Origin of the sequence: Rhodanobacter sp. C06, from assembly GCF_002001105.1 — a bacterium.
In the GTDB taxonomy this organism is placed as follows: domain Bacteria; phylum Pseudomonadota; class Gammaproteobacteria; order Xanthomonadales; family Rhodanobacteraceae; genus Rhodanobacter_A.
This window is the reverse complement of record NZ_MUNP01000030.1, coordinates 1-23,489: the sequence shown is the minus strand read 5'-3', so window position 1 is coordinate 23,489 and position 23,489 is coordinate 1. Positions and strand designations below refer to the sequence as shown.

Below are 23,489 nucleotides of genomic sequence, written 5' to 3'. Positions count from 1 at the left end.
ATGCCGGGCACCAGAATCCAACCATTGACTTTCCAATCTGCCCGCGGAGCGTACCGGTCTACGACTGCCGGTACCTGTGCGGCTCCCACGTGCCCCACTTCGCCTCGTAGATCGCCTTGTTCTGCTCGAACATCGCCTGGCGCTTTTCCTGCTTGATCTTGTTGAACGAGGCGGACAGGTGGTGATGGATGAACACGTCGTCGGCGCAGGCAATGCTCCAGCCGGCCTGCTGCACGCGGCGGCAGTAGTCGTCGTCCTCGAACATGCCGATGCCGAAAGCTTCGTCCAGCTCCCCCACCTTTTCGTAGACACCGCGCGGCATCGCCACGCAGAAGAACGCCGCCGTGTGCAGTGTCGTGAGTTGGCCCGCATGGCGCGCCGTGTAGTCGGCGGCGGCCTGCAGCATCTGCTCCATGTCGTTGTAGCGGATGTCTATGCGTGCCTCGTTGCCGATGTTGTTGGTGACCGGACCCAGCATGCCCAGCGTCGGCGTGCGTTGCAGGTGGCCCACCAGGGTGGCCACCCAGCCGGGCGTGACGTGGGTATCGTTGTTGAGCATCACCAGGTACTCGCCCGTGGCAGCGGCCAGGCCCTGGTTGTTGGCGGCGGCAAAGCCGCGATTGTCCGGATTGAGGATGACATGCCGGTTACTGCCGGCTGCCTCCCAGGCACGCAGGTACGCGGGTGTCTCGTCTGCCGAGGCGTTGTCGACCACGATCAACTCGAGGTTGGGGTAATCGCTGTAGCGGTCGAGGCTATCGAGGCAGACCTTGGTAAGGTCGAGATTGTTGTAGGTCACCACGACCACGCTGACCTTGGGCTGCGGCAGCGCATCGACGCCCTGGGCCAAGTCGCGCACGCGGTGCGCCCAGGTCTGTTCGGCGGCGAACTCCCGCCTGCGCGCGACGAGCTGCGGGTCGGCAGGCGCGCGCAGCGTCGTATCCAGCGCTGAAAGGAAGCCGTCATGGTCGGTACCGGTGCGCGCCAGGTCGCCGAACTGCTTGATTTCAGGCAGCTCGATCGAGACCACGTCCTTGCCGGCGCTCAGGTATTCGTAGACCTTCACCGGGTTGGTGGCGAGAGTGAGCGGAATGACCTGGAACGGCAGCAGGCAGACGTCGAAACCGTAGAGGTAATACGGCAGCCTGGCGTAAGCCACCTCGCCGGTGAACTCGACGTTGTCCAGATGCTGCAGCCGCTGCTGCGCGCCGCACGTGTCGGCGCCCACCATGAGCACGAGGCAATCCCGATGGCTGCGTGCCACCTTCTCCAGCAGATCCAGGTCGAACCACTCGGCGATCGCGCCGTAGTAGCCGATCACCCGGCGGCCACGGGAATCGCGAAACACCTCCGCCGGTTGCCGGCAGAAGTGTTCGTATTGGCAGGCGTTGCGCACCATCAGGCTGTGCGGGTTGTGGTGCTCCGCTTCGCGCTGCAACCAGTCGGAGGTCACCACCAGCAGATCGGCGACTCGCATCAGCTCGTTCTCGCGCGCCAGCACGTCCTGCGTGTTGTCGGCGAAGCCGCCGTGATGATCCATGCAATCGTAGACCAGGCGCTGGTTCGGTAGTACCCGGGCCGTTTCCAGCCAGTACGGATGCTGCACCAGCGAGGCGCAGGAGCGGCTGCGCGTCCAGGCCAGCAGCAGGCCGATGCCCGCACGCAGTTGCTCGCGTTGCGTTTCGTCCGGAGCCGCATGGTAGATGACCGGACTGCCAGCGAGGTGCATGTGCACCTGGAAGAGACGGCCATCGGTATCCAGGGCTTCGACACTGAAGCCAGGCTCTGCGCGATCGATGAAATTGTTCGAGACGTAGAACACCCGATGCCCGGCCGCGGCCAGTTCGCGCGCCAGGTGCTGCGGCCGCTGGATGCGGAAATGCCAGTCGATGACCGCCCACAGGAAGAAATCACGCTGGTTCGGCACCTGCGGTGCGAGCTGGATATCCGGCGAGGATACAGAGCCCGCCGCCACGCCGTTCGTCACTGGGTCGAGCTGCGACGATGGGGTCTGCACCGCAGACGCCGAGCCGGTCGCGGGCATGCCGGCCGACACGATGCCATGAGCGGGTTGTCGCCAGCCTAATCGGCGCCGATCCTCCTGGCTGATGCCACGGTGGCGCAACGTGCGCAACACGAAGCGGAGCGGCCGCGTCCAGCGCCAGGAACGACTGGCCTTGATCTGTTCCAGCTCGGCCTTCACCTGCTCAAGTGCGGCAATCCGGGCGTTGCGCTTGACGATCTCACCCTGCGCCTCGACCTGCTTGATGCGGGCAATTTCCAGCGCATGCTCCGTCTCTTGCTGTTTGCGCTCCGCCTCCAGACATCTGTGCTCCGCCTCCATTGTCTGCTGTTGCGCCTCGGCACTCGCGGCGAACAGGCGCGCGGCTTCCGCCTGATAGGCCGCCTTGGCACGATCCGTTTCTGCAAGCCGCTCGCGCAGCCGCTCCCCAACGGAAGCGGGCTGCAGATCGGCGATGAGCGGCCGTGCAAACGCGAACTGATCCAATGCACCTTGCAGCGTCGCTGCAAAAACGCCCCAGTCCCCGCCATCCCGTGCCACGGCCTGAGCCTCGGCATGCACGTTCAGCAGCAACTCGCGCCATGCCGCAGGAAGCAGTTCCCGCGTCGACGCCGCTTCCTGGTGGCGCAGATCGCTTCGCAAATGCCCATCCACCGCAGCCGCACATTCGGACGACGACACCGGCCAGACAATCCCCAGGGTCGAAGCAAGGCGCGCCATGCAGCCACGCCAATCGTCCAGCAATTCGTGATAACCGATCGCACAATGCGGCAAATCGAGCGATGCCTGCACGGGTTCCGCCAGATGCCGCAGCCACAACAGTGCCCCCGTCGCCGCGGACAAGCCGTTGCGCTGCCTGAGTGAGCCGACCACCTCGCCGGGATCGCGAAGGCTGAAAATCAGTTTCGGTGCGATTTGCAGACGATCAAGGGCCATCCGCCACAGCGGCAACACTCGACACAGGCGGGGGTCCTTGACTGCCCAGATGTCTGCGTCGCCAAACTCGCTGTCCAGCAACTCGACCAGTTCGTCGAGGTGGCCGGCGGATACCGCCACGTCAACCCAATCGTGGCGCAGTTCGCGCGGATCGTCCCAGCTCGAGCCCAGCACGCCGAGCAGGCGTTCGTGAAAATCCACCACACGCCGATTTTCCCAGAACCCCGCCTGGTTGTCGGCGGCCGCCTCCAGGAGCTCCGAGCCGAGAGACACCCCGTGCAAATCGAGCACCCTGGTCAATGCGGATGTTCCACTGCGATGCATTCCTGCAACCAGCAGCGCCTGCCTGCCTTCACGCCCTGCTTGCTTCATGCGCTCACCTTGCCAGCGTCCACCACGGCGATATCCGGACTGACACAGAAATCGACATAGCCCGTGGCCAGGCGCTCCGGCTGTGGCATGACACGAAACATCGCCGCATCGATCAGGCGATCGATGTAGGTCTCCTCTTCCGCGATCCGCGCCAACACTCCCGCATTGCAGAAATAGGTGCCTCCATCCAGAAGGCAGCGGAAGCGGAAGCGCGCCTCGACGGTGCGACCGGCCTCGACCAGTGCCAGGGAGTCCTGCGGCAGGCTGCTGGCCGCGCCACCCAGTTCGAGGCCGGTCAGTGTCTTGATCAGCATGCCGAAACGCACGCCACCGACGCTTTCCTGGAAATGCACCTGGAAGACATAAACGTACTCGTCACCCGCGTGCAGCACATTCACCTTGCGCCCGTCGGGTGTTTCGATGTGCGGTGCGGCGATCCGCGCGCCACGGGTGTCGTAGCGCACCGTACTCTTCGGCACCAGGCCATCGTCATACCAGCCGCGCGACGCTGATCCCGATGACGCCGTCGAAGTGCGGCCAGCGTCAGACACCAGCTTCGCATCTTCCCGGTCGGTTGCCGACAGACTCGGCAAGGTCGCGGAAACGGGTCGATCCGACCCCTCCTTCTCCATGCGGATGGCTTCCCGGATCGCCTCGAGCCGATCCAGCGGTGCGTAAAGCATCTTGTGATAACGGGACACCACGAACTTGGGTGACCCGTTCGACAGCAGCTCGCCACGCTCCAGCAGCACCGCGCGATCACACAGTTGCGTGACGATGCCGGCGGAATGCGAAACGAACAGCACCGTAGCGCCGTCGTCGCGGATGCGATTGATGCGCGCGAAGCATTTGCGCTGGAACGCCTCGTCCCCCACTGACAATGCCTCGTCCACGACCAGGATGTCGGGGGTCACGTTGATGGCCACCGCGAACGCAAGTCGCACGTACATGCCGCTGGAGTAGTTCTTGACGGGCTGCTCGATGAATTCGCCGATATCCGCGAACGCGGCGATCTCGTCGAACCGCTCCTGCACCTGCTGCCGGGTCAACCCGAGCACGGTGCCGTACAGGAACACGTTCTCGCGACCCGTGAATTCGGGATTGAAGCCCGCCCCCAGTTCCAGCAAGGCGGCGATGCGCCCGTTGACCTGTACCTCGCCCGCGGAAGGCGTCAGGGTGCCGCAGATGACCTGCAGCAACGTGGATTTTCCCGAACCATTGCGTCCGACAACGCCAAGTGTTTCGCCCTTGCGCACGCTCAGGTCGATGCCGTTCAGCGCCTGGAATTGCCGGTACCAGCGCTGTTTGTGCTTGCGCGGCGACAACATCTGATAGAGCCGGTGCATCGGCTGGTCATAGATGGGGAACGACTTGCTCAGCCCCTCGATGCGGATGGCCAACTCAGATGACATCGGCAAACCCCCGCCGGGTCAGGCGGAACACGCCGTACCCCAGATAAACCATCACGAGCGCACAGCCGGTATAAATGCCCAGCCCGACCCAATCGGGTAATTGCCCCCACAGCGCCACGGCACGCGCCTGGTCGATGATGAAGGTAAGCGGATTGGCGATCAGCAGCCAACGGTATTGCGGCGGCAGCGCATCGATCGGAAACATCGCCGTGGACAGGAACAGCATGGCGGTTGCCAGCACGCCGGTGATCTGGTTTACATCGCGCAGATAGACTCCGATGGCCGCGAGAAACCACGACACTCCCAGCGTCAGCAGCACCAGGGGCAGCAGTACCAGCGGCAGAAAGATCGTGGTCCACGCCAAGGCGTGGTCCAGCACCGCGTGCAGCAACAGGAACACCACGAAGTTCATCAACGTGTGGAACAACGCCGAAGCCACCATCGGCCAAGGCAGGATTTCCAGCGGAAAGATCACTCGCTTGACGAAATTCGCGTTACTGGTGATCAGGACTGGGGATCGGTTGAGGCACTCCGCGAAAAAACCGTGCACGATGAGCCCGACGAACAGGATCACCGAATAGTGCGCATGCCCGTGCTCGCCTTGCGGCCAGCGCGACTTCATCACGAAGCCGAATGCGAACGAATACACCATCAGCATCAGGAACGGGCTGATCAGCGACCACAACAGCCCGAAACTGGCGCCACGATATCGCCCCAGCACATCACGTTTGGCCAACTCGATCGTCAGCGACCGATACGCGCCAAGCGCACTGAACGGCCCCGACGTCGATGTCGACGCAGTAGTGGCAATGCGAGAATCCAAGTGACTGCCCCCGCCCCGACCTTAGCCCAATGCCCCGGCCAACTCGGCACGCAAGTCGGCGATGTCCTCCACACCCACCGACAGTCGCACCAAGGCATCGCTGATGCCCAGCCGCTTGCGGTTCGCCGGCGGCACCGAGGCGTGGGTCATGATGGCCGGGTGCTCGATCAGGCTTTCCACACCACCGAGCGATTCGGCCAGCGCGAACAGTTCGCAACGCTCCAGCATGCGGCGTGCCTTCTTCAAACCGCTCTTGACTTCGATGCTGATGATGCCGCCGAAGCCATGCATCTGGCGCTTCGCCAATGCATGCTGCGGGTGGCTCTTCAGGCCGGGGTAGATCACCCGCTCGACGGCCGGATGCTTGTCCAGCCAGCCCGCCAGTTCCAGCGCACTGGCGCAGTGCTGGCGCATGCGCAGGTGCAGGGTCTTCAGGCCGCGCATGGCGAGGAAGGCATCGAACGGGCCGGCCACGGCGCCCACCGAGTTCTGCAGGAAGCCCATATGCTCGGCCAGTTCCTTGCTGTTGGCGACGACGATGCCGCCCACCATGTCGGAGTGGCCGTTCAAGTACTTGGTGGCCGAGTGCAGCACCAGGTCCGCGCCGAACTCCAGCGGCCGCTGCACCATCGGCGAACAGAACGTGTTGTCCACCACCAGGATCAGGCCGTGCTTCTTCGCGAACGCGGCGACCTTGGCCAGGTCGACCAGCTTCAGCATCGGGTTGGTGGGCGTCTCGGCCCAGATCATCCGCGTGTTCGGCTTCAGCGCGGCCTTCAGCGCCGCCATGTCGTTCAGGTCGATGAAGCTGAAATCCAGCCCCGCCGAGCGCCGGCGCACCCGCTCGAACAGACGGTAGCTGCCGCCGTAGAGGTCGTCCATCGCGATCACGTGGCTGCCGGAATCCAGCAGGTCCAGCGTGGTGGCCGCGGCCGCCAAGCCGGAGGCGAACGCGAAACCGGCCACGCCGCCTTCCAGATCCGCCACGCAGCGCTCGTAGGCCATGCGCGTAGGATTCTGCGTGCGCGAGTACTCGTAGCCCTTGTGCTTGCCCGGGCTCTCCTGCACGTAGGTGGAGGTGGCGTAGATCGGCGTCATGATCGCGCCGGTCGAGGGATCGGGATGCTGGCCGGCGTGGATCGCGCGGGTTCCGAGTCCGTGGCTGGCGGCAGGCGTCTTCTTGGGCATGGACAAGCAACCGTGCTGGGCGACAGCTGCCAATGACCAGCTGCCGCGTGAAAGGATCGTGCATTGTACCCGTGAGACCGGCATTTGCCTTAACCAAGCCTCGAGCGCCGCTTGCCGGCGTATTTGAGTCACGGGAAGAGCATGCAAAAATGGAACTTTGTCGCCACACGGATCGCGCGCCCCATGCAAACCCTCCTCGTCACCGGCGGCGCCGGCTTCATTGGCGCGAACTTCGTGCTGCAGGCGGTAGCCGACGGCCTCACCGTAGTCAACCTCGACAAGCTCACCTATGCGGGCAACCTCAACACCCTGGCTACGCTGGACGACAACAGTCGCCAGGTGTTCGTGCAGGGCGATATCGGCGACCGTGCCTTGGTATCGAAGCTGCTGGCCGAGCATCGGCCCGACGCGATCGTGAATTTCGCTGCCGAATCGCACGTGGACCGTTCCATCGACCGCCCCGCCGAGTTCGTGCAGACCAACGTGGTGGGCACGCTGGGCCTGCTGGAATGCGCCCGCGACTACTGGCGCGGCCTGGAAGGGGCCGCGCGCGATGATTTCCGCTTCCTGCACGTCTCCACCGACGAGGTCTACGGCTCGCTGGGCGAAACCGGCAGCTTCACCGAGACCACGCCGTACGCGCCGAACTCGCCCTACTCAGCGTCGAAGGCTGCCTCCGACCACCTGGTGCGCGCCTTCCACCACACCTATGGTTTGCCGGTGCTGACCACCAACTGCTCGAACAACTACGGGCCGTTCCAGTTCCCCGAAAAGCTCATCCCGCTGGTCACCGCGAAGGCGCTGGCCGGCGAACCGCTGCCGGTCTACGGCGACGGCCTGAACATCCGCGACTGGCTGTTCGTGGGCGACCACTGCTCGGCGATCCGCCGTGTGCTGGAAGCCGGCCGCATGGGCGAGACCTACAACGTGGGCGGCAACGCCGAGCGCACCAACATCACCGTGGTGAAGACGATCTGCGCGCTGCTGGACGCGCGCCGGCCGCTGGCCGATGGCCGCAAGCGCGAGTCGCTGATCACCTACGTGAAGGACCGCCCCGGCCACGACCGCCGCTACGCGATCGACTCCAGCAAGCTGCAGCGCGAGCTGGGCTGGAAGCCCTCGCAGACCTTCGAAACCGGCATCGCCGCCACGGTGGACTGGTACCTCGCCAACCAGCCGTGGGTGCAACGCGTGCTGGATGGCAGCTACCGCATGGAGAGGCTGGGCGCATGAGCACGAAAGGCATCATTCTCGCCGGCGGTTCCGGCACCCGGCTGCACCCGATCACCCGCGCGGTGAGTAAGCAGCTGCTGCCGGTGTACGACAAACCGATGATCTACTACCCGCTGGCCACGCTGATGCTGGCCGGCATCCGCGAGGTGCTGGTGATCAACACCCCGCACGAGCAGGCGATGTTCCAGCGCCTGCTGGGCGACGGCTCGCAGTGGGGCATCGAGATCAGCTATGCCGTGCAGCCCTCGCCGGACGGACTGGCGCAGGCTTTCACCATCGGTCGCGACTTCATCGCCGGCCAGCCCAGCTGCCTGGTGCTGGGTGACAACATCTTCTACGGCCACGGCTTTACCGAGCGACTGAAGCGCGCCGTCGCGCGCGACCACGGCGCCACCGTGTTCGGCTACTGGGTGAAGGATCCGGAGCGCTACGGCGTGGCCGAGTTCGACGCTTCGGGCCGCGTGATCGGGCTGGAGGAAAAACCCGCCCAGCCGAAGTCGCACTACGCCGTCACCGGCCTGTACTTCTACGACGCCCGCGTCTGCGACTACGCCGCGGCGCTGAAGCCTTCGCCGCGCGGCGAACTGGAGATCACCGACCTCAACCGCTGCTACCTCGACGACGGTTCGCTGCACCTGGAACAGCTCGGCCGCGGCTTCGCTTGGCTGGACACCGGCACCCACGAGTCGCTGATGGAGGCGGGCAACTACATCGAGACCATCGAGAACCGCCAGGGTCTCAAGGTCTGCTGCCCCGAGGAGATCGCCTACTTGAATGACTGGATCAACGGCGAACAGCTGCTGGCGCTGGCCGCACCGCTGGCCAAGACCGGCTACGGCCAGTATCTGCAGCAGCTGACCACGCAAGGCCCCGTGCGATGAAAGTGATCCAGACCCGCCTGCCCGGCACGCTCGTGATCGAACCCCAGGTGTTCGGCGACGCCCGCGGTTTCTTCTACGAGAGCTACAACGAGGCGAAGTACCGCGAGGCCGGCATCGACCATGTGTTCGTGCAGTCCAACGTGTCGCGCTCCGCGCGCGGCGTGCTGCGCGGCCTCCACTATCAGTGGCCGAACCCGCAGGGCAAGCTGGTCAGCGTGCTGGAGGGCGAGGTGTACGACGTGGCGGTGGACATCCGCCACGGCTCGCCCACGTTCGGGCAATCGGTCGGCGTGATGCTTACTGCGGAGAATCACCGCCACTTCTGGGTGCCGGAAGGTTTCGCGCACGGCTTCTGCGTGGTCTCCGAGTTCGCTACCTTCAGCTACCAGTGCACCGCGCTGTACGACCCCAAGGCCGATGCCGGCATCCGCTGGAACGATGCGGCACTGGGCATCGACTGGCCGATCAGCGAGCCGCTGCTGTCGGACAAGGATGGCAAGACGCCGCTGCTGGCCGAGGTGCCTGCAGAGCGCTTGCCGGTGTACACGGCCTAGGCTTTCTTGCCCATCATCCCAGCGAAGGCCGGGATCCAGTGCCTGCAATGCTTGGCGACGCCAAGGCACGAGATCCCCGCTTGCGCGGGGATGACGATGATGGTTTGAGGTAAACATGAAAACCCTGTTGCTCGGTGCCAACGGCCAGCTCGGCCGCAGCTTTGTCGAGGATGGCGGACTGGCGATGCGTGGCGAACTCGTCACTGCCAGCCGCGACGGCAACCGCTTTGATGGCGCGACCATCGGGACCGCCGATCTCGCCGTACCGGACAGCTTGCCCACCCTGCTCGACCGTCTGTGCCCCGACGTGATCGTCAACGCTGCCGCCTACACCGCGGTGGATCGCGCCGAACAGGAAGAGTCACTGGCCACCCGCGTCAACGGCGAAGCCGTGGGCGTGCTCAGTCGCTGGGCTGCCGCGCACGGCGCGCTGGTGATCCACTACTCCACCGACTACGTGTTCGACGGCGCGGCCACCGTACCTTACCCCGTCGACGCGCCCACCGCGCCGCTGGGCGCCTACGGCCGCAGCAAGCTCGCCGGCGAGCAGGCGTTGCGCAGCAGCGGGGCTGCGCATTTCATCTTCCGTACCGCCTGGGTATATGCGCCGCACGGCCAGAACTTCCTGCGCACCATGCTGCGCGTGGGCGCCGAGCGCGACGAGCTGCGCGTGGTGGCCGACCAGGTCGGCGCACCCACCAGTACGGCACTGATCGTGGCCGGCACGCTGGCCGCGCTCGATGCCTGGCAAGCTGCCGACGCCACGCAACGTCGTGAGCTGGAGGGCACCCACCATCTGGTCGCCAGCGGCCACACCAGTTGGCACGGCTTCGCCGAGGCGATCTTCGCCGGCGCCGTCGAGCGCGGGTTGATCGCGCGCGCTCCGCGCGTGGCGGCAATCACCACTGCCGACTACCCCACGCCAGCCAAACGACCGGCTTGGTCGGTGCTGGACAACACCGGCTTCCAGCAGCGCTTCGGCTATGCTTTGCCCGATTGGCAAAGCGGCTTGAACGACGTGCTGGATGCGCTCGTGCACCAGCGCGCCTGACATCTCTCTAGGAGCGCACCCTGTGCGCGATGACGCTCTTCGCGAGTTCATTCGCGCACAGGGTGCGCTCCTGCGGCAAGCCGCGAAACGCAGGCAAACAAAGGTCGATCCACCATGCTCATTCCCCTGATCCTCAGCGGCGGCAGCGGCACCCGGTTGTGGCCCGTCTCGCGCCGGAACCTGCCCAAGCAGTTCCTGTCGCTGGCCGGCCACGGCACGCTGTTCCAGCAGACCGTCGCGCGCACGCGCGCCCTGCCCGAGGTGGCGGCGCCGATCGTGGTGGCCAGCGAGGACCACCGCTTTCTTGCCGCCGAGCAGTTGCTGGAAGCCGGCATCGAAGGCGGCACCGTGGTGCTGGAGCCGCTGGCACGCAACACCGCGCCGGCGATCGCGCTGGGCGCGCTGGAGGCGTTGAAGCGCGACCCCGAGTCGCTGCTGCTGGTGCTGCCCGCCGACCATTTGATCACTGAAACCGCCGCTTTCACCGCAGCCGTAACGCAAGCGCTGCCACTGGCCAGGCAGGGCTGGCTGGCCACCTTCGGCATCCGCCCGGACCGCGCCGAGACCGGCTTCGGCTACATCCGCCGCGGCGAGGCGCTGGGCGAAGGCGCGTTCCGCGTCGAACGTTTCGTGGAGAAACCCGACCTCGCCACCGCCGAGGGGTATCTCGCCGATGGCGGCTACGACTGGAACTCCGGCATGTTCCTGTTCCGCGCCGACCGCTATCTCGAAGAGCTGGCGGCGCACGCGCCCGCGATGCTGGCCGCCGTGCGCGCCGCGCATGCCGCCGCCCATGCCGACCTCGACTTCGTGCGCGTGGACAAGGACGCTTTCGCCAAGGTGCCGGAGGATTCCATCGACTACGCGGTGATGGAAAAGACCACGCGCGCCGCAGTGGTGCCGGTGAGCTGCGGCTGGAGCGACATCGGCTCCTGGTCGGCGTTGTGGCTGGCCGGCGAGCGTGATGCCGACGGCAACCTGCGCGAAGGCGACACGCTCGCGGTGAACACGCGCAACTCGCTGCTGCGCTCGCACGACCGCCATCTCGTCGCCACCGTGGGCGTGGACGATCTGGTGGTGGTCACCACACCCGATGCCACCCTCGTTGCGCATCGCGATGCCGCGCAGGACGTGAAAAAGATCGTGGAACAGCTCAAGCGCGCCGGCCGCAGCGAGCACTCCTTCCACCGCGTGGTGCACCGCCCCTGGGGCAGCTACGACTCGCTGGAGGCGGGCGAACGTTTCCAGGTGAAGCGCATCGTGGTGAAGCCCGGCGCCAGCCTCAGCCTGCAGAAGCACCACCATCGCGCCGAGCACTGGATCGTGGTTTCCGGCACCGCCGAGGTCACCTGCGACGACAAGGTGTTCCTGCTCGGCGAGAACCAGAGCACCTACATCCCGCTCGGCAGCAAGCACCGCCTGCGCAACCCCGGCAAGGTGGCGCTGGAGCTGATCGAGGTGCAGTCCGGCAGCTACCTCGGCGAAGACGACATCGTGCGCTACGACGACGTGTACGGTCGCGCCTGACGCGATCCCGCTCCTGGCTCGACCAAGTCCGGCCTTGGCGACTCAGCATACGGACTTTGCAAAAAGTGACGTCGTGACATGTGCAAGTGGGTGGTTGAACACATGAAAGGCAGCATCGATCGTACATCTGGTTTTGGCTCGCATACCGTTGAGTCCACGAAGCAATACAACACGAGCAAGCGCTCCCTTCTTGCCAGGTTGCTCAACGAAAATGGCCAGTGGCAGTCCAGTTGGGTACGTGTGCAGTTCATGGTCGTTGACATGATCACAACCGCACAGCCAGAATCTCGAAGTACGGCCATAAAACCATGCGACCATCATGGTTCAGCACCATAGAGCACCATAGAGGGTAAGGGGTACATTGAACATGACAGCAGCGCATCACCGCCCTGACGAGCCATTCGCTTTCCATTGCAATATTTGCGACATGCAGAACGAGGTGGCTTTAAGCGAACTAACTCGTGAAGCTTCGACGTGCGGCAAATGTGGCTCCACGGTCCGGATGCGCTCCATCATCCAGATTCTCACAACTGAATTGTTCGGGCGCAGCCTGAGCATTTCGCAAATCAACCCTCCACGCCCTGATATTGTCGGCATAGGCATGAGCTGCTGGGATGGCTATGCCATTCCGCTGGCCCATCGGCTAGCCTACAAAAATACTTATTACCACCAGGCGCCACATCTCGACATCACCAATATTGAACCATCCATGGAAGGGACACTGGATTTCGTCGTTTCCACCGACGTATTCGAACATGTCGAGCCACCGGTTTCGCGTGCCTTCGAAAATGCGAAAAAGCTACTGAAGCCCGGCGGCGCCTTCATTTTCTCCGTCCCGTTCAGCCACCCGGGCGAGGAGATGGTTCCAACACAGGAACACTTTCCCGATCTGAACGACTATTCCATAACGAAAACGCCCAAGGGTTATCAGCTGAAGAACACGACGCGCGACGGGAGGGTGCAGTATTTCGATGACCTTATTTTCCACGGCGGCCCCGGGAGCACGCTGGAAATGCGGGTTTTTTCTGAATCGTCGATGCTGGATGAGCTGACAAGAGCCGGTTTCGATGAAATCACCATCTATAGCGGGTCCGATCTGCGCCACGGCATTTACTGGCCCCAAAAATGGTCGGTGCCCCTCTCCGCGCGGGTCAGTCGCAAAACCAAGAGCGACCCCTGATCTTCCATCTTGAGTATGTTGATCCAGGGTTGCGTGCCGATGACTCGGTCATCGCACGCGCTCGGCAGCAACGACGACTCGCAACGCTCGGGGCGCCCAAGTCGCGGAGAGACAGCGATGTCCCCCGCTTCTGCCTGTCGCCACACACAATTGCACGATCGTCGTCGCGACTGCTCCGCCTTGGCCTGCTGAAGCTTGCAACTGCGTGCATGGCGGCATGGTGATTAGATCCATCAGCCCCGCATTCCGCAGCGAGTGTGTTCTTTGCAGAGCCCTGCCGTCATTGGAGTTGGCGTCCTACCACCACTCTTCGTGCATCGGGAGACAATCGCTCCCGGTCAACCGGGGCCTTTGAGCCGTCGCCGATGCCGCAGCCGGTATTCGTCGCGCGCCACGTAGCCTGCTGCCCCGAGCACCATCAGCGCCAGCACGTACCAGGTGATCAGGTAGTTGAGGTGGTGGTTGGGGAAGTGGATCACCGTCATGCCACCACGCGGCCAGGTTGTACCGCTGGATACATCGGCATCCACGAAGTATGGCGCCACGTCCGCCAAGCCACGCGCCTTCGCGATCGCCGCCACGTCGCGGGTGTACCAGGTGTCGCTGGCGGGGGCGTTGTGGCGGAACAGGCCGGACGGTTCGCTGATCCGCAGCAGGCCGGTGACCGTGACTTCACCAGTCGGCGGCGCCGGGCAATGACCCTTGAGGTCACACCACCCCGCCGGCGCAAAGCCGCGGTTCACCAGCACGATGCTGCCGTCGTCGCGGCGCAGCGGGGTGAGGATCCAGTAACCGCTGCCGGCGTCGGTGGCCGTCCACACCCGCGTCTGTCGGCCGCCGAGCCAAGTGCCGCTGAGCCGAACGTGGCGGTATTCGGCGTTGGCCGCCGTGACGCCGGCCCAGTCCGCCGGACCCGGCGCTGGCACGGGCGCCGCATGCACGCGCTCGTCGACATGGGCGATCAGCGCCGTCTTCCACGCCAGCCGGTGCACCTGCCAAGTGCCCAGCGCCACGAAGCTGGCAAACAACACGAGGCCGAGCAGGGCCAGCAGGCCCAGCGCCAGCGGGCCGCGCACGTGGCGATCATCGTTGTCGGAAGGGATTCGGGTGTCAGGCATGGCGCGGCATGATCGCACCATGCACGCCGCGCGTCACCGAAGGTTCTACGCCAGCCACGCGATCAGCGACATCATGCCGCGGCGGGGCCCGAGCAAGCATCAGTCGTTGGGCAAGCCACCCGAGCGACGGCTGATCCACAAGGCGGCCAGCGTGCCCACTGCCCCCGAAAGCAGGTACAGGCCCACGTAAGGCACCCCGGCATAGCGGGCGAGCGCCAGCGCCACCAGCGGGGCGAAGCCCGCGCCGATCAGCCAGCCCAGATCCGAGGTGATCATGGCGCCGGAGTAGCGAAATTCCGGCCGGAAGTTCGAACTCACCGCACCGGCCGCCTGCGCGAGCGTGAAGCCGAGCAAGGCGTAACCGAGGATGATGAACACGTAGCTGTTCGCGGTACCGCCGGCGAGCAACAACGCGGTCCAGCCGCTGTAGACCGCGATCAGCACGCCGCCGACAGCCAGGGTGGTGCGGCGACCGAACCGGTTTGCCACGCGGCCGGACAGGATCATGCAAGGCAGCGCCACGAAGGCGCCAATGATCTGCACCACGAGGAAACTGACCACCGATTGCCGCGTGAACAGCAACGCCCATGACAACGCGAAGATGGTCACCAGGTGGAACATCGCGTAGCTGGCCAGCGGAGCGAAGGCACCCAACACGATGTTGTTGCCCTGCGACCGCACCAGCTCGCGCATCGACGACGGTTCGAGATCGCGCTCCTTGAGCTGCTCGGCATAGCGGGGCGCGACCACCATGCGCAAACGCGCGAACAAGGCCACCACGTTGATGGCGAAGGCCGCGAAGAACGGATAGCGCCAGCCCCAGTCGACGAACTCCTGATGCGACAGGCTGGCCCAGATGTAGGCGAACAGCGCGGCCGCGATGATGAACCCGATCGGCTCGCTCAACTGGGGCAGCATCGCATACCAGCCGCGCCGCTCCTTGGGCGACTTGAGCACCATCAGCGAAGCCAGCCCGCTCCAGCTGCCGCCCAGCGCGAAACCCTGCCCGAAGCGCAACACCGCCAGCGCCAGGATGGCCGCCCAGCCCAGCGTCGCGTAACCGGGCAGGAAGGCCGTGCCGGCCGTCGCCATGCCGAGCAGGAACAGCGCGATGGTCAGCTTGGTGGGGAGGCCGAGCTGGCGCTGCAGCACCACGAAGAACATCGAGCCCAGCGGCCGTGCGATGAAGGCGAGCGCGAAGATCGCGAAGGAGTAGAAGACGCCATCGATCTGGCTGGCGAAGGGAAAGAACACCTCGGGGAACGCCAGCACGCAGCCGATGCCGAACACGAAGAAGTCGAAGGACTGGCTGACGCGACCGACCAGCACGCCGACCGCGAGATCTCCCGGCGTCATCTGATCCGCGTGGGAACTCCCGTCATGCGCAGGCACGACCAAACCTGGGACCGACTGGGTGTGGCTGCTTGGCATGGCAATTCCCTGGCGAGATCGTGCATGAAGTCGCCGGACGGACCGGCTGCGGCATCGCGCAATGCGGCGGTCGATTCACATGGCCACCACAACTTCCCTTTGCAACTCCGACCGATCTCCGGCGTGGCGAATCAGTCGGAAAACAGGTTTTGCGGGGGTAGTATAGGCCCGCCCTTGAAGAGTAGTGTAGGCGCACCTCGTTGCCTGATGCACACGCGCCCATGACCGTGAAACGTCTTCGTGGCTTGCTGTTGTCGCCACTTGCACTGCTCGGCGGTTGCCACTTGGCATTGCTGGATCCGTCCGGCGACGTGGCGCGCCAGCAAAGCGACGTGATGATCGTCACCACGATCATCATGATGCTGATCATCGTGCCGGTGCTGATCGCGATCGGCGTCGTCGCGTGGCGCTACCGGGCCTCCAACAAGCAGGCCCGCTACGATGCCGAGTGGGATCATTCGCCCCAGCTGGAGCTGGTGGTGTGGGCCGGGCCGCTGCTTATCATCATCGCCATCGGCGCGATCAGCTGGATCGGCACCCACCAGCTCGACCCCTATCGTCCGCTCGACCGCGTGGCCAAGGGACAACCCGTTGCCGCCGGCACCAAGCCGCTGGAAGTGGACGTGGTGTCGCTGCGCTGGAAGTGGCTGTTCTTCTATCCGCAGTACGGCATCGCCACGGTGAACCAGCTGGCGGCGCCGGTGGACGTGCCGATCCGCTTCAAGATGACCTCGGACGCGATGATGGATGCGTTCTCCGTGCCGGAGCTGGCCGGCATGGTCTACACCATGCCCGGCATGCAGACGGTGTTGCACGCCGTCATCAACAAGCCGGGCCAATACCGGGGATTCTCGGCCAACTACAGCGGCGCGGGCTTCACCGACATGCGCTTCGACTTCGAGGGCATGAACACGCATGACTTCGACGCCTGGGTGGCGAGGGTCCGCGCCGAAGGCAGCGAACTCGACACCAAGGCATACGACCGGCTGCGCCAGCCCGAGCGCGATGCACCGGTGCACTACTACGCACGCTTCGAGCCCGACCTGTACACGCGCATCCTCGATCGCTGCATCGACCCCGGCGAGTTGTGCATGAGCCAGATGATGTCGACCGACGCCGGGCCACCCATGCAGGGCATGCACGAACCCCCTGTGCACGCCGGCGCCGCCTCGCTGGTGGATACCGGGAAAACAGTCCCCGCCCAGGCTGCGGCGGCGCACTGACCTGCTTGCGGAGATTCAAGCCATGCCCGAAGCCATGCCCCATCGTGCGCCCGTGTGGGATTTCCTGTTCGGTCGGCTCACGCTCGACTCGCTGCCGTTCCTGAAACCCGACCTCGAAGGCCGCATCGTCCTCGTCACCCTGGTCGTGGTGGCGCTCGGCGGCGTGGCCATTCTCGGGTACATCACGAAGAAGCGCCTGTGGGGTTACCTGTGGCACGACTGGTTCACCAGCGTGGATCACAAGAAGCTCGGCATCATGTACATGATCCTCGGCACGGTGATGCTGCTGCGCGGCTTCTCCGACGCCATCATGATGCGCGCGCAGCAGGCCTACGCCTTCGGCCCGCAGATGGGTTACCTGCCGCCGGAACACTACGACCAGATCTTCTCGGCGCACGGCGCGATCATGATCTTCTTCGTGGCGATGGCCTACATCGTTGGCCTGATGAACTACGTGATGCCGCTGCAGATCGGCGCGCGCGACGTGGCGTTCCCCTTCCTCAACAACCTGAGCTTCTGGTTCACGTTCTGGGGCGCGATCCTGTTCATGGTGTCGCTGTTCGTCGGCGACTTCTCGACCGCCGGCTGGCTGGGCTACCCGCCCGTCTCGGAACTGCAGCAGGGTCCCGGCGTCGACTACTACATCTGGGGCCTGCAGCTGTCCGGCGTGGGCACGTTGCTGACCGGCGTCAACTTCGTGACCACGATCCTGAAGATGCGCGCGCCCGGCATGACGATGATGAAGATGCCGGTATTCAGCTGGACCGCGCTGTGCACCAGCGGACTGATCATCGCGACGTTCCCGGTGCTCACCGCCACGCTGCTGCTGCTCTCGCTGGACCGCTACCTCGGCACCCACTTCTTCACCAGCGGCTTCGGTGGCAACGTGATGATGTACATCAACCTGATCTGGGTGTGGGGGCATCCGGAGGTGTACATCCTGATCCTGCCGATCTTCGGCGTGTATTCGGAAGTCGTGCCCACGTTCTCGGGCAAGCCGCTGTTCGGCTATTCGTCGATGGTCTACGCCACCGTCGCGATCATGATCCTGTCGTACCTGGTGTGGCTGCACCACTTTTTCACGATGGGCTCGGGTGCCGACGTCAACTCGTTCTTCTCGCTGACCACCATGATGATTTCCATCCCCACGGGAGTGAAGATCTTCAACTGGCTGTTCACCATGTACCGCGGCCGCGTGCACTTCACCGTACCGATGCTGTGGACGATGGGCTTCCTGTTCACCTTCACCATCGGCGGCATGACCGGCGTGATGCTGTCGGTGGCGCCGGCGGACTTCCTGCTGCACAACAGCCTGTTCCTGATCGCGCACTTCCACAACGTGATCATCGGCGGCGTGGTGTTCGGCGTGTTCGCGGCGGTCAACTACTGGTTCCCCAAGGCGTTCGGCTTCAAGCTCGACGAGTCCTGGGGCAAGGCCAGCTTCTGGTTCTGGCTGGTGGGCTTCTGGGTGGCGTTCACGCCGCTGTACATCATGGGCTTCATGGGCGTGACCCGCCGCCTCAGCCATTTCGACAACCCGGCCCTGCAGCCGTATTTCATCGTCGCCGCGTTCGGCGCCTTGCTGATCGCGCTCGGCATCCTGGCCTTCATCATCCAGATCTACGTCAGCATCGTGCGGCGCAAGGCCTACGCCGTGGGCGGCGACCCGTGGAACGGCCGCACGCTGGAGTGGTCCACCTCGTCGCCGCCGCCGGACTACAACTTCGCGTTCATTCCCAACATCCACGCGCGCGACGCCTGGACCGACATGAAGAAGCACGGCTACCGGCGCCCGCTGGAAGGCTTCCACCCGATCCACATGCCGAAGAACACGGCAGCGGGCGCAGTCATCGGCGTGCTGTCCTTCCTCTGCTGCTTCGGCCTGGTCTGGTACATCTGGTGGCTGGCGGCGGCGTCCTTCGTGGGCATCATCGTCGCGGCCATCGCCCACACCTTCAACTACCACCGCGACTTCCACATCCATGCAGAAGAGGTACGGGAGTTCGAACACACCGGCAATTGGCAAGCTGAAACCCAAGGGGCACGCGCATGAACAGTACGGCTGTCGATACTGCCGGTAGCGCACCCTCGACGTTCCTCTGCCACGAGGAGCCGCCCGCTCACAACGGAACCCTGCTCGGGTTCTGGATCTACCTGATGAGCGACTGCTTCATCTTCGCCTCGCTGTTCGCCTGCTATGCCGTGCTGGGCACCAACGACGCCGGTGGGCCGTCGGCCGCCCAGATACTCGACCTGCCCGGCCTGGCGGTGAACACGGCGCTGCTGCTGCTGTCGTCGGTGACCTTCGGTTTCGCGATGCTGGAAATGGCGCGGCAGCGCAAGCGCGCCATGCTGGCGTGGCTGGCGGTGGCCGGCCTGCTGGCGGCGGGCTTCGTGGGGCTGGAGCTGCACGAGTTCCACGACATGATCGAGGCCGGCGCCGGCCCCGACCGCAGCGCCTTCCTGTCTTCGTTCTTCACCCTGGTCGGCACGCACGGCCTGCATGTCTCCGTCGGCATCCTGTGGCTGATCGTGCTGATGGTGCAGCTGGGCAAGTTCGGCCTCACCGAAGCGAACATCCGGCGCCTCCAGTGTCTGAGCATGTTCTGGCACTTCCTGGACCTGGTGTGGGTTGGCGTCTTCAGCTTCGTCTATCTGGCAGGAGTGCTGCGATGAGCCATCCATCCTCTCCCGGCCACGCGGACGACACCCTGCATGTGCACCAGGGCAGCCTGCGCGGCTACCTGACCGGCTTCGTGCTGGCGGCGATCCTCACCATCATCCCGTTCTGGCTGGTGATGGGGCATGTGTTCGACAGCCACTGGCTGACCATCACCCTGGTGCTGCTGCTCGCGATCGTGCAGATCTTCGTGCACATCGTCTATTTCCTGCACCTCGACACGCACTCGGAAGGCGGCTGGAACATGATGGCCTTCATCTTCACCATCGTGCTGGTGGTGATCGTGCTGGGCGCCTCCATCTGGGTCATGTACAACGAGAACGCGAACATGATGCCGATGTCGCCGCAGTATCAGCGCAGCGGGGATAGCTGAGCGTCGAGTCAGCAGCCTGAATCGAAAAGAGCCGGCAGATGCCGGCTCGTTTCGTTTGATTCCCGCGATCAGAGACAAAGTGGTCGTTGGTAAAAGGTAGTCCAATCCTACATCGCAATCCCAGAGGACTCCGGATCACCGCTCGGACTCCGCATCTGGATGCGCCAGGGAGCTAACCAGCCCGACCCACCGTCGATGATCCAACTCACCGATATCCAAGGGGGAGGCCACGGGTCCTACCAGTGACGCTCGTGGCCTCTGATGATAGGAAAACACGCCCCCGAGACAGACTTGCCAAGGCACGGCGAAGGCATTCAGTCGGACGGGGGTGCGCTGGCCAATCGGGTGGAGAACGAGCGCCGCTCAAGCGCCTGGAGTGCTTCGTTTAACAGTGTCGAGAGCGGAAAGCTCAGTTCCGCGTCGATGGAAGCGGCAGCTCTGGCTGTCGCACGCCAGCAGCGTTCCAGGTCCGGCAAGAGCGCCCTCGCTTGCGGCGAAAGGCTTACGAGGCGTTCGCGTCCATCCGTGGCCGAACAAACATCAACCAATTGCCGGCTCGCCATTTGGGACACGGTCTGGCTGACTGCCGAATGGCTGATGCCGATGCTTTGGGAAATCTCCCGAAGCGTGCAAGACCCCTGCTCAATCAACATGCGCACGATTGGGGTATAGCGTGCGCGATAGTCCAGCCCTGCCCGCCGGTATGCTTCCTCGACGGCGCTGTCCAGGTGGTTGACCAGGCGGCGCAGCTGCGTGCCCAGGCCCGGCTGAGCCGGGCCGGGACCGGAGAGGTCGTTGTGGTGAGCTCTGGTTGCCGCGCGACGCTTTGTTGCCATGATCGACTGCCTAAATGCCTTTCAATGGGACGTTTGCTGGGTTGCCCGTTCCGCGGCCGGGATGAACTGCGTACGGACTGCTTCGGCGACGAGGTCGGGCGGCAACATCCCCAGGCTTACCAGGAAGTCGTTGAATGCTTTTCGGTTGAATTTGTTTCCCAATGCCAGTTCGGTGGCCTCGCGCAATTGGACGATACGCGAATATCCATAGAAGTAGGCGGTCGCCTGCCCGGGAGATTCGGCCGTATAGCGATCCAGCTCCTCACGCGCCAGTCCCTCGGACAGACCCACGTCCTGCACCAGGACATCGTGTGCGCGCTGGCGGGTGATCATGCCAAGGTTGAGCATGGGGTCGAGGAAGGCCCGGGCTGCGCGCAACAGACGGAGCTGATAGGCGACGAACTGGCCCGCCGGCGGTTCGTAGGGGAGCATCTCCATTTCCGAATAGAGCGCCCACCCTTCCGCGTTTACGCTGTTGAAGGCGAACAAGGCGCGTGCCAGCGAAACGCCGTGTTCTATCATCCCGTCGAACTGCAATTCGTGTCCGGGCCGCCCCTCGTGGGCGGTCATGGTCCAGGCTGCCGCTTCGTACGTGAAGTCGTCGTAGGTCTGCTTGGAGCCGCCTCCCTGGTGCCCGCTGGTCAGCACGAACGTGCCGTGCTCGCCCTTGTTTCCGATGAATGGCGGAGGATCCATGTGAGGTGCGGGGATCGCCGCGTCCTCCGCGTCCGACGCCATGCGAACGTCCATTTCGCGCTTGGGCAACGTTACGATGCCCTGCTTTCGGATCGTGGCCTCTACCTGGGCGATCACGCGCCGATAGGTAGGTAGAACCGAGGACTTGTCCAATTGTTTGGCCTTCAGCGCCTTGAGCACCTCCCGGTAGTCGGTTCCCTGGATACCCTCCGCCTTGGCCACCACGGGGGCAAGCACCTGCATGGCTGATCGTGTTTCGGCGAATTCGACCATCGCTTGATGGATCAAGTCGCGTGTATCGATGTTCAAACCTACGACTTTGAGGTTATGGGCGTATTCGGCCTCCGGCAGGCGGAAGTCCGCCCTGGCGCGTGGCAACACTGTCTGCCGCGCCCAGCGGTCGTAGTCCCGCAGTTGCTGGTCGAGGGCATTCAGCGCTGGACCAGCACCTTCCAGATGATTCTTTTTAAAGAGCTGGCGAAGTCCGGCCATGTACCGTTCGCGTTTATCAAGCTGGTCCGTCAGGGCATCACGGAAGGGCCCGAGCAGGGTCCGGTTTCCGAGGCGGCTCTCAGTCTGGGCTTCAGCGAGCTTGGTGATGGGAGTGCAACCTGGCGCCATTCCTGCATAGCATTCGAGCCGCTTGAGCGCTGCGGGGTGCCGTTCCTTGGCAACTCCGTCCTTCAGCAGGACGAACTCGCCGTTGAATACGAGTTGGCCCAGGTCGACAAACGGCAGCATGTATTTGTCGTCGAGGTCGATCCCTTCGACCTGCAGGTCGATCTGTCCAATCAGGATGTTCAGATCCTGGCGGACATTTTCGTCCTGCTCACCATGCAGACGGCGCTCCAATTCCTTGCGCGCCTCCAGCAAAGCCGCCTTTTGGCGCTCGCTGGCGCGTGGCCGGAGATCTGCCACACGCGTGTCGAACCGCGCGTCGCCATAGTCCGACGCGTCCTCGGGACTGAACGGTCCGGTTGCGTCAAGCAAGACACGGGATGCATCGTTGCTGCGAGTGATCCAAGCGGGTGGTGCCGTGGGAGTAGCGTGACAGGGTGCGGGCACGGCATGAAGCGCGAGCAGGAGAGCCGCGCCGAGCGAGAGTGACTTGTACATAAGGAGCTCCTGGTAGAGGGGCGCACGGGCCTTTCTATGTGACAGGGCAACTGGAATGGGCCATCGCTCGGCAGGTCAGGTCAGGTCATGGCGCGGCCGGCGAAGCAAAATGTATAAGCACTTATACAATCAGACAAGACTGACCTCTGGCACAGTGTGAGATCGACACCAGTTTGCCGTCTCTGCGGGTGATCCGGGCGTTGGACGAGTTGGTGGAGCTACGCGGTGCGCCCCAACGCCTGCGCCTGGACAACGGCCCTGACAAGGTCGATGCAGCGCGATGCCGGATTCGAGCGGCGCCGCAAAGCGACGCGGCGCGACATGTTCTTGGCGGAGATGGACCAGGTGGTGCCGTGGTCAGCACCGTGCGCGGCGATCGAGCGGCACTATCCGAAAGAACCGGTCGGCGGCGGTCGCGTGCGGTGGGTCTAGAACGGATGCTGCGCATTCACTTCCTGCAGCAGTTGTACGCACTGCCCGATCCGGCGGTAGAAGAGGCGCTGTACGACTCGACGGCGAGCGGCGGTTCGTGGGCATCGACCTGCGGAGTGAGGGTGCGCCGGAGGAGACGACAGTATGCAAGTTCCGCCACTTGCTAGAGAAGCATGGCCTGGTCAAGCCGCTACGCGAAGCAGTTAAGGATGGTCTGATCAATCACCGCCTCATGCTCTCGGCGCGTATTTGAGCCAGCGGCAGGCAAGATGCTCCCGCCCGCGAGCCCCATTCCATGTTCTTCGTGCCGCCGCCAGCCTTTTCAGGCCACGGCGGACGCAGCAACCCTATCTCGGTTGCAGCAGTATCCCGCGCGCCATCCATAGGTTGCCCAGCGCAAACAG

General features: G+C 64.2%; 18 protein-coding genes and 2 pseudogenes. 12 read left to right on the top strand and 8 right to left on the bottom strand.

Annotation, left to right across the window (positions count from 1 at the left end; translation table 11 throughout):
• Positions 1-58: 58 nt before the first annotated feature.
• Genes B0E52_RS03025 through B0E52_RS03010 form a run of 4 tightly spaced genes read right to left on the bottom strand, consistent with a single transcriptional unit; the run spans position 59 to position 6,754 of the window.
• On the bottom strand, positions 59-3,331 hold the full coding sequence (locus tag B0E52_RS03025; RefSeq protein ID WP_077481640.1) for a glycosyltransferase: 3,273 nt from the start codon (positions 3,329-3,331) through the stop codon (positions 59-61).
• Positions 3,328-4,731 carry an ABC transporter ATP-binding protein gene (locus B0E52_RS03020; RefSeq protein ID WP_254426685.1) on the bottom strand — a complete coding sequence of 468 codons (1,404 nt, stop codon included), beginning with the start codon at positions 4,729-4,731 and terminating at the stop codon, positions 3,328-3,330. The genes B0E52_RS03025 and B0E52_RS03020 overlap by 4 nt, the downstream gene beginning before the upstream one ends.
• A gap of 1 nt (position 4,732) precedes the next feature.
• On the bottom strand, positions 4,733-5,566 hold the full coding sequence (locus tag B0E52_RS03015; protein WP_077481636.1) for an ABC transporter permease: 834 nt from the start codon (positions 5,564-5,566) through the stop codon (positions 4,733-4,735).
• A 21-nt stretch (positions 5,567-5,587) separates the two neighbouring features.
• Positions 5,588-6,754 (bottom strand): PLP-dependent aspartate aminotransferase family protein, encoded by a 1,167-nt coding sequence (locus B0E52_RS03010; RefSeq protein WP_077481634.1) that lies wholly within the window; start codon positions 6,752-6,754, stop codon positions 5,588-5,590.
• A gap of 183 nt (positions 6,755-6,937) precedes the next feature.
• On the opposite strand from B0E52_RS03010, the gene rfbB reads away from it, so the two are divergent.
• From rfbB to B0E52_RS02980, 6 genes are all read left to right on the top strand, one after another.
• On the top strand, positions 6,938-7,987 hold the full coding sequence (gene rfbB, locus B0E52_RS03005; protein ID WP_077481632.1) for a dTDP-glucose 4,6-dehydratase: 1,050 nt from the start codon (positions 6,938-6,940) through the stop codon (positions 7,985-7,987).
• A complete protein-coding gene (gene rfbA, locus B0E52_RS03000; protein WP_077481630.1) occupies positions 7,984-8,868 on the top strand; it encodes a glucose-1-phosphate thymidylyltransferase RfbA in 885 nt (294 codons plus the stop codon). The genes rfbB and rfbA overlap by 4 nt, the downstream gene beginning before the upstream one ends.
• Positions 8,865-9,422 (top strand): dTDP-4-dehydrorhamnose 3,5-epimerase, encoded by a 558-nt coding sequence (gene rfbC / locus B0E52_RS02995; RefSeq protein ID WP_077481628.1) that lies wholly within the window; start codon positions 8,865-8,867, stop codon positions 9,420-9,422. Before rfbA ends, rfbC begins: the two co-directional genes overlap by 4 nt.
• A 115-nt stretch (positions 9,423-9,537) precedes the next feature.
• Positions 9,538-10,473, top strand: a complete 936-nt coding sequence (gene rfbD, locus B0E52_RS02990) for a dTDP-4-dehydrorhamnose reductase (protein ID WP_077481626.1) — start codon at positions 9,538-9,540, stop codon at positions 10,471-10,473.
• A 114-nt stretch (positions 10,474-10,587) separates the two neighbouring features.
• The gene (locus tag B0E52_RS02985; protein ID WP_077481624.1) at positions 10,588-12,000 is read left to right on the top strand and encodes a mannose-1-phosphate guanylyltransferase/mannose-6-phosphate isomerase; all 1,413 of its coding nucleotides are present in this window, start codon (positions 10,588-10,590) and stop codon (positions 11,998-12,000) included.
• Between the two features lie 367 nt (positions 12,001-12,367).
• A complete protein-coding gene (locus B0E52_RS02980) occupies positions 12,368-13,180 on the top strand; it encodes a class I SAM-dependent methyltransferase (protein WP_077481622.1) in 813 nt (270 codons plus the stop codon).
• A gap of 338 nt (positions 13,181-13,518) precedes the next feature.
• On the opposite strand, the gene B0E52_RS02975 is transcribed toward B0E52_RS02980, so the two are convergent.
• Entirely contained in the window at positions 13,519-14,298 is a 780-nt protein-coding gene (locus tag B0E52_RS02975; RefSeq protein WP_168174115.1) for an SURF1 family protein, read from the bottom strand.
• 99 nt (positions 14,299-14,397) lie between these two features.
• Complete coding sequence (locus tag B0E52_RS02970; protein WP_174575534.1) at positions 14,398-15,654, bottom strand: MFS transporter; 1,257 nt, start codon at positions 15,652-15,654, stop codon at positions 14,398-14,400.
• A 302-nt stretch (positions 15,655-15,956) separates the two neighbouring features.
• Here B0E52_RS02970 and cyoA point away from each other — a divergent pair, with 302 nt between their 5' ends.
• The 4 genes from cyoA (at position 15,957) to cyoD (ending at position 20,005) form a co-directional block, all read left to right on the top strand.
• Positions 15,957-16,952, top strand: a complete 996-nt coding sequence (gene cyoA / locus B0E52_RS02965) for a ubiquinol oxidase subunit II (protein ID WP_254426684.1) — start codon at positions 15,957-15,959, stop codon at positions 16,950-16,952.
• A gap of 64 nt (positions 16,953-17,016) precedes the next feature.
• Positions 17,017-19,005, top strand: a complete 1,989-nt coding sequence (cyoB, locus tag B0E52_RS02960; protein WP_217316656.1) for a cytochrome o ubiquinol oxidase subunit I — start codon at positions 17,017-17,019, stop codon at positions 19,003-19,005.
• Complete coding sequence (cyoC, locus tag B0E52_RS02955) at positions 19,002-19,628, top strand: cytochrome o ubiquinol oxidase subunit III (protein ID WP_077481618.1); 627 nt, start codon at positions 19,002-19,004, stop codon at positions 19,626-19,628. The genes cyoB and cyoC overlap by 4 nt, the downstream gene beginning before the upstream one ends.
• Positions 19,625-20,005, top strand: a complete 381-nt coding sequence (cyoD, locus tag B0E52_RS02950; RefSeq protein WP_077481616.1) for a cytochrome o ubiquinol oxidase subunit IV — start codon at positions 19,625-19,627, stop codon at positions 20,003-20,005. The genes cyoC and cyoD overlap by 4 nt, the downstream gene beginning before the upstream one ends.
• 314 nt (positions 20,006-20,319) lie before the next feature.
• Here cyoD and B0E52_RS02945 read toward each other — a convergent pair whose 3' ends face one another.
• Both B0E52_RS02945 and B0E52_RS02940 read right to left on the bottom strand, forming a co-directional pair.
• A complete protein-coding gene (locus B0E52_RS02945; protein ID WP_254426683.1) occupies positions 20,320-20,841 on the bottom strand; it encodes a MarR family transcriptional regulator in 522 nt (173 codons plus the stop codon).
• A 21-nt stretch (positions 20,842-20,862) separates the two neighbouring features.
• Entirely contained in the window at positions 20,863-22,653 is a 1,791-nt protein-coding gene (locus B0E52_RS02940) for a DUF885 domain-containing protein (RefSeq protein WP_077481614.1), read from the bottom strand.
• Between the two features lie 158 nt (positions 22,654-22,811).
• On the opposite strand from B0E52_RS02940, the pseudogene B0E52_RS18670 reads away from it, so the two are divergent.
• Both B0E52_RS18670 and B0E52_RS18270 read left to right on the top strand, forming a co-directional pair.
• Positions 22,812-22,922: pseudogene (locus B0E52_RS18670) on the top strand (IS3 family transposase); the annotation flags it as partial.
• A 1-nt stretch (position 22,923) separates the two neighbouring features.
• A pseudogene (locus tag B0E52_RS18270) lies at positions 22,924-23,290 on the top strand (transposase); the annotation flags it as partial.
• Between the last annotated feature and the right edge of the window lie 199 nt (positions 23,291-23,489).